Origin of the sequence: Actinomadura luteofluorescens, from assembly GCF_013409365.1 — a bacterium.
GTDB classification, from domain to species: Bacteria; Actinomycetota; Actinomycetes; order Streptosporangiales; family Streptosporangiaceae; genus Spirillospora; species Spirillospora luteofluorescens.
On the sequence record NZ_JACCBA010000001.1, the window covers coordinates 5,853,637 to 5,867,185 of the forward strand.

The following is a 13,549-nucleotide window of genomic DNA, read 5'->3' on the forward strand; positions in this document are numbered from 1 at the left end:
GGGAGACGTCAGATGGACGCCGTCACCACCGTGCCGGTTCCCATGAACGAACCGGTCAGGACGTACGCGCCGGGAAGCCCCGAGCGCGCCGCGCTGGAAGCCAGGATCAAGGAGCTGGGCGGCGCGCAGACAGAGCTGACCATGGCGATCGGCGACGAGCGGCGCATGGGCGCGGGCACGCCCGTCGACGTCGTGGAGCCGCACGACCACGGCCACGTGCTCGGCCGGATGGGCGAGGCGACCGAGGCGGACGTGGCCGAGGCCGTCGCCGCGGCGCGGGAGGCGGCGCCCGCCTGGCGGGCCATGTCCTTCGACGACCGCGCCGCGATCTTCCTGCGCGCCGCCGAGCTGCTCGCCGGGCCGTGGCGGTCCACGGTGAACGCCGCCACGATCCTCGGCCAGTCCAAGTCGGTGCAGCAGGCCGAGATCGACGCCGCCTGCGAGCTGATCGACTTCTGGCGGTTCAACGTCCGGTACGCGCAGCAGATCCATGAGCAGCAGCCGCTGTCGCCGCCGGGGGTGTGGAACCGGCTGGAGTACCGGCCGCTGGAAGGCTTCGTCCTTGCCATCACCCCGTTCAACTTCACCGCGATCGCCGGGAACCTGCCGACCGCGCCCGCCCTGATGGGCAACGTCGTGGTGTGGAAGCCGTCCCCTACGCAGCAGCTCGCCGCCCACCACACGATGCGCCTGCTGGAGGCCGCCGGGCTCCCGCCCGGTGTGATCAACATGGTCACCGGCAACGGCGGCGCCGTCTCCGCGGTGGCCCTGCGCCACCCCGAGCTCGCCGGCCTGCACTTCACCGGCTCGGCCGCCACGTTCCAACGGCTCTGGCGGACGATCGGCGAGAACATCTCCGGCTACCGGGGCTACCCGCGCATCGTCGGCGAGACCGGCGGCAAGGACTTCGTCGTCGCGCACCCGTCCGCCGACCCGGCCGTGCTGAAGACGGCGCTCGTCCGCGGCGCCTTCGAGTACCAGGGGCAGAAGTGCTCCGCCGCGTCCCGCGCCTACATCCCGCGCTCCATCTGGGCCGGCATGCGCGACGACTTCTGCGCCGAGGTGGACGCCCTCACCGTGGGCGACGTCGCCGACGACCTGTCGGCCTTCATGGGCGCCGTGATCGACGACCGGGCCTTCGCCAAGCACCGCCGCGCCATCGAGCGCGCCCGCGGGACGGGCACCGTCCAGATCCTCGCCGGCGGCGAGCTGGACGACTCGCGCGGCTACTTCGTCCGCCCCACGGTCCTGGAGTGTTCCGACCCGACCGACGAGATCTTCACCACGGAGTACTTCGGCCCGATCCTCGGCGTCCACGTCTACGACGACGCCGACTACGACGGCGTCCTCACCCAGATGGAGGGCGTCTCCGACTACGCGCTGACCGGCGCCGTCATCGCCGACGACCGCGCCGCCGCGGCCGAGGCGACCGAGCGGCTCCGCTTCGCCGCCGGGAACTTCTACATCAACGACAAGCCGACCGGCTCGATCGTCGGCCAGCAGCCGTTCGGCGGCGCCCGCGCGTCCGGGACCAACGACAAGGCGGGCTCGATCCTCAACCTCACGCGCTGGACGAGCGCCCGCTCCATCAAGGAGACCTTCGTCCCGCCCACCGACCACCGCTACCCGCACATGGGCTGAGGCCCCGCCAGGCCCGCCCCCCGGGCCCTCTTCCCGACCGGTCGTTGGGGTGGGAGGCTTGACGATAGGCTCGCCTCGCCGTCCGGTGGACGGCGCCTGAGCACACCCCCTGGAGGCGTCATGGGAACGGGATGTCGACGCTGAACCGTCTCGTGCTGTGGAACATCGACCACACCCTGGTCGACGTCGGGCGGATCACCCGGGACGCCTATGCCGAGGCGTTCCAGCGGACCATCGGGCGCCCGCTGGTGCGCCTGCCGCCCACCCCCGGCCGCACCGAATCCGAGATCATCTTCGAGACCCTCGCGTTCAACGACGTCGTCACCACCGACGACCACCTCCCCGCCTTCTTCGACGCGCTGGCCGAGGCGTTCGCGAGCCGCCGCGCCGACCTGGGCGCGCACGGCCGCGTCCTGGCCGGCGCCCGGGAGGCCGTCGAGGCGCTCGCCCACGTGCCCGGCGTCGTCCAGTCGGTGCTGACCGGATCGCTCCAGCCGAACGCGGTGCTGAAGGTGACCGAGCTCGGCCTGGCCGGCCGCCTCGACCTGGAGGCCGGCGGCTACGAGAACGGCGTCTACAGCAAGGCCGCCCTCCTGGAGCTCGCCCGCGCCCGCGCCGGGGAGCGCCACGGCGCCCGCTACCCCGAGTCCGCGACCGTCTACGTCGCCGACTCGCCCCGCGACGTCCAGGCCGCGCACATCGCCGGCTCGCCGATCATCGCCGTCGCCACCGGGAGCGCCACCGAGGCCGAGCTCCGCGCCGCGGGCGCGGACCACGTCCTGGCGACGCTCGCCGACACGAACGCGGTGGTGAGCGCGGTCGCCGACCTGACCCGCATGTGAGCCGCGCCCGCATGTGAGACAAGGTTGTCACCTCGGAAGGGCGGCGCCGTCCGGACGGTATCGCTAACTTTGAGTAATCACTTGACGTCAAGGAGTGATTACCGTGCCGTGTCGTACCGTCGCCCTGTCCACCGTCCTCGCCGCTGCCCTCGGCGCCGCAGCGCTCCTCCTCACCACGCCCCCGGCCGATCCCGGCCGGGCCTCCGCGGAGCGCGCCGGGGAGATGCTCGTGTGCGAGCAGGTGGAGTCGCGGTATCCCCAGGTCTTCGGCCGGAACTGCGACCCCGCCCAAGGGGGGCCGCTCTCCGACTTCACCGTCATCGACCGCCGCAACGACAACACCTACCACTGCCGGACGGGCTGGGCCGAGGGCTCGCTCTGGGCCGACGGCCAGAACTGCCGGCCCCGGCAAGGCTGATCTCTCCCTTCGGGGTCCTCGGTGCGGCGGCCGACACACCGCCGCGCCCGCCGGTGTGCCCTCTCCAAGCTGCCCGTTCTCGCGGGTGTGTGGGGGCGGGGGATGTCCGGGGCCGGTTCTGTGTGGGGGCGCGGGGTTGTCCGAGGACGCGTTTTGACCTGCGATGGGACCGGGTTCGGGGCTTGACGGCGGGCGTGGCGGGCAGGTTGCGCGGTGTGCCGGGCGGGCCCGATATTGGGATGGCCGCGCGGCGTGGCGCGGCGGGGAGGGAGAGAGATGGCCCGGGAGGTATCCGAGGGTTCGGCGCTGTGGGAGCCGTCGGAGGAGGTGGTCGCGAACGCGCGGGTGACGCGGTTCGCCCACTGGCTGGGGGACCGGGGCGTCCTCAAGGAGTCCTACGACGAGCTCTGGCACTGGTCGGTCACGGAGGTCGACGCGTTCTGGGACGCGATCTGGTCGTACTTCGACGTCGTCGGCGAGCGCGGTGAGGGGCCCGTCCGGACGGGCGGACCCATGCCGGTCGACGGGCTGGAGTGGTTCCCGGGCGCGACCGTCAACTACGCGGCGAACGCGCTGCGCCGGGCGCGGGAGGCGCCCGACGAGACGGCGGTCGTGTTCCGGTCGGAGGCGGGCGGGCACCGGCTGCTGTCGTACCGGGAACTGGCGCTGCACGTCGCGGAGGTGCGCGCGGGCCTGGCAGAGCTGGGGGTGGGCAAGGGCGACCGGGTCGCCGCCTACATCCCGAACATCCCCGAGGCGCTGATCTGCTTCCTGGCGACGGCGTCGCTGGGGGCGGTCTGGTCGTCGTGCTCGCCCGACTTCGGGTCCTCCTCGGTGATCGACCGGTTCGCGCAGATCGAGCCGAAGGTCCTGATCGCCGTGGACGGCTACGCCTACAACGGCAAGCGGTTCGACCGCCGCGGAATCGTCGCGGAGATCGAGGCCGCCCTGCCGACCCTCGCCGCCACCGTGCTCGTCCCCTACCTGGACCCGGCCGCGACGCCGGAGGGCCTGCGCGTCGGCATGCACTACGGGGAGCTGCCCCGCCAGGGCCACGACACCCTGGAGTTCGAGGACGTCCCGTTCGGCCACCCGCTGTGGGTCGTGTACTCGTCCGGGACGACCGGGCTGCCGAAGCCGATCGTCCACGGCCACGGCGGCGTGGTCCTGGAGCACCTCAAGGCGCTGTCGTTCCACCAGGACGTCGGCCCCGGGGACGTGTTCTTCTGGTACACCACCACCGGCTGGATGATGTGGAACTACCTCATCGGCGGCCTGCTGGTGGGGTCCACCGTCGTCATGTACGACGGCGCCCCCCTCGACCTGTGGTCGCTCGCCGCCGAGAACGGCGTCACCTACATGGGGGTCGGCGCGCCCTACATCACCGCCTCGGCGAAGGAGGGGCGCCGCCCCGGCGAGGAACTCGACCTGTCCCGCCTGCGCGGCATCGGTTCCACCGGCTCACCGCTCCCGCCGGAGGGCTTCGCCTGGGTGTACGAGTCGGTCGGCCGCGACCTGCTGCTCGGCTCGTTCTCCGGCGGAACCGACCTGTGCACCGGCTTCGTCGGCCCCTCGCCGCTGCTGCCGCTGCGCGCCGGCGTCATCCAGTGCCGCGGCCTCGGCGCCAAGGTGGAGGCGTTCGGCGAGGACGGCAAGCCGGTGATCGACGAGGTGGGGGAGCTGGTCATCACCGAGCCCATGCCGTCCATGCCCGTCTTCTTCTGGAACGACGAGGGCGGCGAGCGCTACCGCGACTCCTACTTCGACATGTACCCGGGCGTGTGGCGGCACGGCGACTGGATCAAGGTCCTGCCGGACGGCGGCTGCGTGATCTACGGGCGGTCCGACTCGACCCTCAACCGCGGCGGCGTCCGCATGGGCACCTCCGACTTCTACCGGGTCGTCGAGGCGTTCGACGAGATCACCGACAGCCTCGTCATCGACACCGGCCGGCTCGGCCAGGAGGGTCGGCTGCTGCTGTACGTCCAGCTCGCGGAGGGCGCGTCGCTCACCGACGAGCTGGTGGCGGACCTGCGCGGGCGGATCCGGTCGGCGCTGTCGCCCCGGCACGTCCCGGACGAGATCACCGCGGTGCCCGGCATCCCGCGCACGCTGTCCGGCAAGAAGCTGGAGGTCCCCGTCCGCAAGATCCTCCAGGGCACCCCGGTCGACCGGGCCGCCAACCGCGACTCCATGGCCAACCCCGAGGTGCTCCGCCACTTCACCCCTTAGCGGCGGCGTAGGCGAGGACGTCGCGGCGGCGGTACAGGCGCCGCACGCGGCCTCCTCCCAGAGGTTCCACCCTGGCGGGCTCCGGCCAGCCCGCCGGCGGGCGCCTGGCGTAGACGGTGACGCTCGTCTGCGCCAGGCCGAGGATGCGGGCGGCCTCCGCCAGGGTGACCAGGTCGTCCGGCCCTTCCTCGGCGGGACGTTCCTCCAGGGCGCGGTACCAGGCCGTCCAGGCGGCCTCGTCCCAGTACAGGGCCTTGCCGGCGCGGTGGGCGACGTCGGGGTGGCCGTTGGACGCGCGGTCCGCCCAGAGCTGCTTGAGGCGGTGGCGGCTGAGACCGTGGCGTTCCGCCAGCTCGTCGCGGGTGGCGAGGCCGGGCGGGACGTCCCGGGACCCCCGCGCCGCGTACCAGCGCTCCCACTCGTCGGCGTCCCACGCCAGCTGGGAGCCGACCGTCCCGACCGGTTCGGGGTGGCCGTTGGCGGCGCGCTCGCGGTACCACTTCTCCAGGGTGCTGCGCCCGAGCCCGTGCTCGTCCATGAGTTCGGCGCGCGTGCGAACGCGGCGGCCGTCGAGTGTCGCCATGGGCTCAGTCTCCCGCGTGTGGCAGCGTTCCGCTTGTACGCCTCCGCCGCGCCAGCGAGACTGCCGGATGTGAACGCCGCTTCCGTAGTGACAGCGGGCGCGCCCCCGGCGCTGGGGGAAGTAACGCCATTAAGGTGGTCTACGACCCAAAGCCGACCCGCGGAGATGATCGTCCATATCGCTCCGAATGGTCGCGGGATCCGGTGAACTCGGCTCGGGCCTCGCGCGTCACACAGTCGGAGGGGTGATCCGGGTCGAAGCACACTCGATTCACCGATCAAGGAGAGGGACGGTTCCACGCATGGAGGTTGGGGCGCTGCGGTCCGGAGACCCGGACCGGCTCGGGACCTACGCCCTGATCGGCCGGGTGGGCGAGGGCGGCCAGGGAACGGTGTTCCTCGGCGTGGCCGAGGACGGCCGGCAGGTCGCGATCAAGCTGCTGCACGCCGAGCTGACGTCCGACGACAAGGCGCTCGCCCGCTTCCTGCGCGAGCTGGAGGTCGCCAAGCAGGTGGCGCCGTTCTGCACGGCGCAGGTGATCGACGCCGACGCGACCGGCGACCGGCCCTACATCGTCAGCGAGTACGTGCCCGGCCCGTCGCTGAACCAGCACGTGCTGGCGGACGGCCCGCTCGCCGGCGCCGCGCTCGACCGGCTCGCCGTCGGCACCGCCACGGCCCTCGCCGCGATCCACCAGGCCGACATCGTCCACCGCGACTTCAAGCCGCACAACGTGCTGATCGGCCCCGACGGCCCGCGCGTCATCGACTTCGGCGTCGCCCGCGCGCTCAGCGGCGGCACCACTCTCACCAGCCGGGTGATCGGCACCCCGTCCTACATGGCGCCCGAGCAGATCAGCGGCGACGAGGTCGGGACGCCCGCGGACGTGTTCTGCTGGGCGGCGACGCTGGCCTACGCCGCGACCGGGGAGCCGCCCTTCGGGCAGGACACCATCCCCGCGGTGATCAACCGGATCCTGCACGAGGAGCCCGAGCTCGGCGACCTCGACGGGCCGCTGCGCGACCTGGTGCTCGACTGCCTCGACAAGGACCCCTCCCGCCGTCCCGGCGCCCGGCAGGTGCTGATGCGGCTGCTCGGGCACGAGGAGGCCGCGGCGCGCCCGGCGGCCCGCCCGTCCGGCGACACCGACGAGACCGCGATGCTGGCCGCCGGGTCCGTCCTCGCGGCCGAGGGCGGCGACGAGGACGAGGTGTTCGAGCCCGCCGCGGCGCGCGCCGGCGCCCCCCTCCCCGCCGATGACCCGATCTTCGACGACGCCGCCTTCGAGGCCCCCGCGGCCGCCGGCGCCGTCCCGGACGCCTACGACGCCGACCGCACGCCCGCCGAATGGGCCGCCGACGAGACGATGCCCGGCTCCGGCGGCAAGGGCGGCGGCCTGCGTCGCTCGCTCGCCGGCTCGGGACGCTCCGCCGTGCTCGCCGGGGCCGCGGCCCTGGTCGTCGCGTTCATCGTGGTGTCCTCCGTCCTGCTGCTCGGCTCCGGCGACAGCGGCAAGGCGGGCCGCAAGGTCAGCGACCCGAGCGCGCCGCCCGCCTCGACCGACGTCGCGCCCACCACCGCGCCGCCGACGAGCCGCCGGGCCGTGCAGGAGCAGCCGCCGACGTCCTACGACCCGGAGCCGACCGGCAGCCCCACCCCGACCGGCAGTCCCACGCCGACCGACAGCCCGACCCCGACCGGCACGCCGACCCCGACCGACACGCCGACGGGCACGCCCACCGACCCGGGGACCCCGCCCACGGACCCGGGCGACCCGCCGACCGACCCCGGTGACCCGCCGACCGATCCCGGAGGCGGCGGCACCGACCCCGGCACCGGAACCGGATCCGGAACGGGCACCGGCGGCCAGGCCGCGGGCTGACGCGAGCGCGGCACCGATTTTCAAGATCACCCTGAGCGGCGGCGGTGGCCCTGGCAGGGTGGGATAGGCCACGTCGGCCATGCACGCGACCAGGTCGGCTTTGCGGCGATTCCTGGTTACGCTCGTGCAGTGAGCGGCGCCACAACGAGGTGGCGATGGGTCTCAAGGGGAGATTGTCGATGAGCGGCATGCTCGATCAAGAGAAGGACGACCTGCTCCGGCGGGCCGCCGAGACGTGCGCGCGGCGTCCGGACGCGCGCGGGGACGCGGAGGAGGTCCTCGCCTACCTCCGCCTCTACTACCGCCAGGTCGCGCGGGAGGACCTGCTGGAGCGCGACCCGGCCGGCATCTGCGGGCCCGCGCTGGCGCACCGCGCGCTCGCCGAGGAGCGGCCGCAGGGACGCGCGAAGGTGCGCGTGTTCACGCCGACGCTGGAGGAGGACGGCTGGAACCCCGGCCGCACCGTCGTCCAGGTCGTCACGGACGACATGCCGTTCCTGGTCGACTCGGTGACGATGGAGCTGAGCCGCCACCAGCTCGCGACCCAGCTGATCGTCCACCCGCTGCTGGGCGTGGACCGCGACGTCGCGGGCCACCTCAGGGCGTTCCGCGGCAAGCGCGACAGCGACGCCGACGTCGACGAGTCGTGGATGCACATCGAGGTCGACCGCACGACCGACCAGGCCCTCCTGGACGTCCTGGAGAAGGACCTGATCCGCGTCCTGCAGGACGTGCGGGTCGCCGTCGAGGACGAGCCCAAGATGCGGGCCCGCGCCCACGAGATCGCGACCGCGATCCAGGAGGTCCCGCCGCCGCTGTCCGACAAGGAGCTCGCCGAGGGCGTCGAGCTGCTGGACTGGCTGGCCGACGGGCACTTCACGTTCCTCGGCTACCGCGACTACACCCTCACCGACGACGGCACGGCGCTGCGCCCCGAGCCCGGCTCGGGTCTCGGCATCCTGCGCATGGACAAGCGCGAGTCCGCCGGTTTCGCCGCGCTGCCGCCCGAGGTCCGCGAGAAGGCGACGGAGAAGCGACTGCTCGTCCTCACCAAGGCGAACTCGCGCTCCACCGTCCACCGCCCCCTGTACCTGGACTACATCGGGGTGAAGAAGTTCGACGCGTCCGGCGAGGTCGTCGGGGAGCGCCGGTTCCTCGGCCTGTTCACGCACGTCGCCTACAGCGAGTCGATCGCGCACGTCCCCGTCCTGCGGCCCAAGCTCGACGAGGTGCTGGAGCGCGCCGGGTTCACCCCCGACAGCTACGACGGCCAGGACCTCATCGAGATCCTGGAGAGCTACCCGCGCGACGAGCTGTTCCAGATCTCGGTGGACGACCTGCTGAAGATCTCCCTCGGCGTGCTCCGGCTGCGCGAGCGCCGCCAGTTGAAGCTGTTCCTGCGCAAGGACCTGTACGGCCGCTTCATGTCCTGCATGGTCTACCTGCCGCGCGACCGGTACACCACCAAGGTCCGGCTGCGCGTCCAGGACCTGCTCAGGGAGGCGTTCGAGGGCGTCAGCGTCGACTACAGCGCGAACGTGACCGAGTCGAACCTGGCCCGGCTGCACGTCGTGGTCCGCGGCGAGCGCGGCCGCCCGCTGCCGGACGTCGACGTCCCGGAGCTGGAGGAGCGCCTCGCCGACGCCACCCGCTCCTGGGAGGACGACCTCGCCGACGCGATCGTCGCCCAGTGCGGAGAGGAACGTTCCGGAACGCTCGGCCGCTCGTTCGGCGAGGCGTTCCCCGAGGGCTACAAGGCCGACTTCCCGGCCCGCACCGCCGTCAGCGACCTGCGCCGCCTCGACGCGCTCGACGAGGCCGTCGACACCTCGATCGACCTGTACGAGCCGGCCGGCGCCGGGCCCGGCGAGCGGCGGCTGAAGATCTACCGGATGGGCGAGCCGATCTCGCTGTCCCGGGTGCTGCCGCTGCTGCAGAACATGGGCGTCGAGGTGATCGACGAGCGTCCCTACGAGATCAACACCTCCGACGGCCGCCGGTTCTGGATCTACGACCTCGGGCTGCGGTACGTGCCGCCCGCGGACGTCCCGGAAGAGGCCGTCAAGGACCTGTTCCAGGACGCGTTCACGGTGCTGTGGCGCGGCGACATCGAGAACGACGGCTTCAACGCCCTCGTCCTGCACGTCGGCCTGACCTGGTGGCAGGCGATGATCCTGCGCGCCTACGCCCTGTACCTGCGGCAGGCGGGCGCCGCGTTCTCCAAGCGGTACTTCGAGGAGGTGCTGCTGCGCAACGCCTCCATCACCCGGCTGATCATCCGGCTGTGGGAGAGCAGGCTCGACCCGACCCTGCAGGGCGGCGAGGAGGAGCGCAGCGACGGCATCACCGAGGAGATCCGCGGCAAGCTGGACGACGTCGCGAGCCTCGACGAGGACCGCATCCTGCGCTCCTACCTGGCGCTCGTCCAGGCGACCCTGCGCACGAACCACTACCAGAACAAGCCGTACCTGGCGATGAAGTTCGACCCGGCGGGCATCCCGGACCTGCCGCTGCCCCGCCCCACCTACGAGATCTTCGTGTACTCGCCGAAGGTCGAGGGCGTGCACCTGCGGTTCGGGTCGGTCGCGCGCGGCGGGCTGCGCTGGTCGGACCGGCGCGAGGACTTCCGCACCGAGATCCTCGGCCTGGCCAAGGCGCAGGCGGTGAAGAACACCGTCATCGTCCCGGCCGGCGCCAAGGGCGGCTTCGTCGGCAAGCAGCTGCCCGACCCGTCCGTGGACCGGGAGGCGTGGCAGAAGGCCGGCATCGACTGCTACAAGGACTTCATCTCCGGCCTGCTCGACCTCACCGACAACCTCGTGGACGGCAAGGTCGTCCCGCCGCCGAACGTCGTCCGCCACGACGGCGACGACACCTACATGGTCGTCGCCGCCGACAAGGGCACCGCGACGTTCTCCGACATCGCCAACGGCGTCGCCGCCGACTACGGGTTCTGGCTCGGGGACGCGTTCGCCTCGGGCGGCTCGGTCGGCTACGACCACAAGGGCATGGGCATCACCGCCCGCGGCGCCTGGGAGTCGGTGAAGTACCACTTCCGGGCCCTCGGCAAGGACATCCAGAACGAGGACTTCACCGTCGTCGGCATCGGCGACATGTCCGGGGACGTGTTCGGCAACGGGATGCTCCTGTCGGAGCACATCCGCCTGGTCGCCGCGTTCGACCACCGGCACATCTTCATCGACCCCGACCCGGACGCCGCCGCCTCGTTCGCCGAGCGCCGCCGCCTCTTCGAACTGCCGCGCAGCAGCTGGGCCGACTACGACACCTCGCTGATCTCCAAGGGCGGCGGCGTGTTCCCCCGCACCGTCAAGTCGATCCAGATCACCCCGCAGATGCGGGCGGTGCTCGGGCTCGGCGACGGCGTGAAGACCCTTCCGCCCTTCGAGCTGATCCGGGCCATCCTGCGCGCCCCGGTCGACCTGCTGTGGAACGGCGGCATCGGCACCTACGTCAAGTCGTCCTTCGAGAACAACGCCGACGTCGGTGACAAGGCCAACGACCCCGTCCGCGTGGACGGCGCTGAACTGCACTGCAAGGTCGTCGGCGAGGGCGGCAACCTCGGCGTGACGCAGCTCGGCCGCATCGAGTTCGCCCGCGGCGGCGGCCTGATCAACACCGACTTCATCGACAACTCCGCGGGCGTCGACACCTCCGACCACGAGGTCAACATCAAGATCCTGCTCGACCAGGCGGTGCGGGACGGCGAACTGGCCGGCAAGCAGCGCGACGGCCTGCTCTACGAGATGACCGACGAGGTCGGGCGGCTCGTCCTTCGCGACAACTACGCGCAGAACGTGGTGCTCGCCGCCGCCCGCGCGCAGGCCCCCGCGATGCTGCACGTCCACGCCCGCTACATGCGCAAGCTGGAACGCGACGGCCGCCTGAAGCGCCGCCTGGAGGCCCTGCCGGACGACAAGGCCCTCGCCGAGCGGCGCCAGTCCGGCCTCGGGCTGACCAGCCCCGAGTTCTCGGTGCTGCTCGCCTACGCCAAACTCGCCCTGGACGCCGACCTCGTCGCCTCCGACCTCGCCGAAGACCCCTACCTGGAGTCGTGGCTGGTCGACTACTTCCCGACCCCGCTGCGCGAACGGTTCCGCCCCCACATGGACCGGCACCCGCTCCGCCGCGAGATCATCACGACGGCCGTGGTGAACGACGTGGTCAACGCCAGCGGCTGCACGTTCGTGTTCCGGATGAACGAGGAGACCGGCGCCTCCTCCTCCGACATCGCCCGCGCCTACCTCGTCGCCCGCGACGTCTTCCAGATGCCGCGATTCTGGCGATCGGTGGAAAGCCTGTCGCACCACGTCGAGGAGTCGACACAGGTCGCGATGCTGCTGGAGGCCCGCAAGCTCACCGAACGCGGCGCCCGCTGGCTCCTGCACAACCGGCGCCCCCCGTTCGACATCCAGGAGACGATCGACTTCTTTCGCGGCGGCGCCGCCACCCTCAGCGAACACCTCTCGAAGCTGCTCGTCGGCCTGGACCTGGCCGCCTTCGAACAGCGCCGCGACGGCTTCGCCGAACTCGGCGTCCCGGACGAACTCGCCGAACAATGCGCCACGTTCGTCCCCGCCTACTCCACCTTCGACGTCGTCGGCATAGCCCACGACACCCAACGCCCGGTGGAGGAAGTAGCCGAAATCTACTTCGACCTGGCCGACCGCCTCCAACTGTCCCGCCTGCGCGAACGCATCATCGCGCTACCCCGCGACGACAAGTGGCGCTCCATGGCCCGCTCCGCCCTCCGCGACGACCTGTACGCCGCCCACTCCGCCCTCACCCGCGACGTCCTCGTCACCAGCGAACCCGGAGGCAACCCCGAAGAACGGATGATCTACTGGGCGGAAAAGAACAAACCAGCCGTCCGACGAGCCCAGCAGACACTGAGCGAAATCTGGGAAAGCGACAGCTTCGACCTGGCAACCCTCTCAGTAGCCCTAGGCGCCATCCGCACCCTCGTAACCTCCAGCAGCCTGCCCGCTGAATAGCTTTTTCTCCTCCTTCGGGCCTGGCGGCCCTCCATCGTCGAAAAAGCTGGGCGATCGCTGGCATCGCTTCGACTCGCCTTGCGGCTCGCTGCGCGATCAGATTCTTGCTTCGCTCGAATCTGCCTTCGGACGCGATCGCAATCATTGGGCCCGCGGTGCTTATGGCAGTGCCCTCCTCCTTCGGGCCCGGAGGGCCCTCCATCGTCGGGCACCGCGGGCGATCGCTGGCATCGCTTCGACTCGCCTGGCGGCTCGCTGCGCGATCAGGTTCTCGCTTCGCTCGAACCTGCCTTCGGACGCGATCGCAACCATTGAGCCCGTCGCGTGGTTCACTTCAAACCACGCGGCGGGCGCCCTTGCCCGGGCGCTTGATGAAGGGCGTCCCGAACAGGTAGTGCGTGTCCCACCGGCCGTTGGCGATCTGACGCGGGCGCGCTAGCCACTGCCTTTTGCCGAAAGGACTGCCGTGAACCTCGGCATGCGCAAGCTGTGCATATCCCTCGCGCTCTCCCTGGGCTTCAACGTCGCCGCGCTGATCACCTTTCTCCTCCTGGCAGGCGGCGAGACCGGAGCCATCATCGCCACCGCCCTGGGCGTGGGCACAGGAGCCAGCGGCGTGACCTTAGCGATCATGGCCTCCCACGGCCTCCTGACTCCACCCCACCCGCCCACTAGCTTCGAGAACCCGTCCCGGCGCTATCCGCAGACCCGGCAGCAGCCCTGAGCCCGCCCACCGCCAAGGGCCTCGCCGGCGATCGCGTCCGAAGGCAGGTTCAAGCGAAGCGAGAACCTCATCGCGCAGCGAGCCGCCAAGGCGAGTCGAAGCGATGCCGTTGCCCGCACCTTCTCTTAAAGAGGACCACCGGGCGCAACAAGCTCAGCCGATACAGCAACCCCGCAGCAACCTGAGGGGCCGCGATCGCGTCCGAAGGCAGATTC

The 13,549-nt window shown here is 71.5% G+C and carries 8 protein-coding genes; 7 read left to right on the top strand and 1 reads right to left on the bottom strand.

The window, feature by feature from the left end:
- The first annotated feature begins 12 nt into the window (after positions 1-12).
- The 4 genes from pruA (at position 13) to BJY14_RS27275 (ending at position 5,133) form a co-directional block, all read left to right on the top strand.
- Positions 13-1,641, top strand: a complete 1,629-nt coding sequence (gene pruA, locus BJY14_RS27260; RefSeq protein WP_179846205.1) for an L-glutamate gamma-semialdehyde dehydrogenase — start codon at positions 13-15, stop codon at positions 1,639-1,641.
- Between the two features lie 131 nt (positions 1,642-1,772).
- On the top strand, positions 1,773-2,483 hold the full coding sequence (locus BJY14_RS27265; RefSeq protein ID WP_179846206.1) for an HAD family hydrolase: 711 nt from the start codon (positions 1,773-1,775) through the stop codon (positions 2,481-2,483).
- 103 nt (positions 2,484-2,586) lie between these two features.
- A complete protein-coding gene (locus BJY14_RS27270) occupies positions 2,587-2,901 on the top strand; it encodes a hypothetical protein (protein ID WP_179846207.1) in 315 nt (104 codons plus the stop codon).
- 276 nt (positions 2,902-3,177) lie between these two features.
- Positions 3,178-5,133 (top strand): acetoacetate--CoA ligase, encoded by a 1,956-nt coding sequence (locus BJY14_RS27275; RefSeq protein ID WP_179846208.1) that lies wholly within the window; start codon positions 3,178-3,180, stop codon positions 5,131-5,133.
- On the opposite strand, the gene BJY14_RS27280 is transcribed toward BJY14_RS27275, so the two are convergent.
- On the bottom strand, positions 5,123-5,716 hold the full coding sequence (locus tag BJY14_RS27280; protein WP_179846209.1) for a hypothetical protein: 594 nt from the start codon (positions 5,714-5,716) through the stop codon (positions 5,123-5,125). The two genes, BJY14_RS27275 and BJY14_RS27280, sit on opposite strands and share 11 nt — an antisense overlap.
- Before the next feature lie 301 nt (positions 5,717-6,017).
- Between BJY14_RS27280 and BJY14_RS27285 the strand changes: the two genes are divergently transcribed.
- From BJY14_RS27285 to BJY14_RS27295, 3 genes are all read left to right on the top strand, one after another.
- Positions 6,018-7,598, top strand: coding sequence for a serine/threonine-protein kinase (locus tag BJY14_RS27285; protein ID WP_179846210.1), 1,581 nt, complete (start codon positions 6,018-6,020; stop codon positions 7,596-7,598).
- A gap of 179 nt (positions 7,599-7,777) precedes the next feature.
- The gene (locus tag BJY14_RS27290) at positions 7,778-12,610 is read left to right on the top strand and encodes an NAD-glutamate dehydrogenase (protein WP_179846211.1); all 4,833 of its coding nucleotides are present in this window, start codon (positions 7,778-7,780) and stop codon (positions 12,608-12,610) included.
- 466 nt (positions 12,611-13,076) lie between these two features.
- A complete protein-coding gene (locus BJY14_RS27295) occupies positions 13,077-13,334 on the top strand; it encodes a hypothetical protein (RefSeq protein WP_179846212.1) in 258 nt (85 codons plus the stop codon).
- The last annotated feature ends 215 nt before the right edge of the window (positions 13,335-13,549 follow it).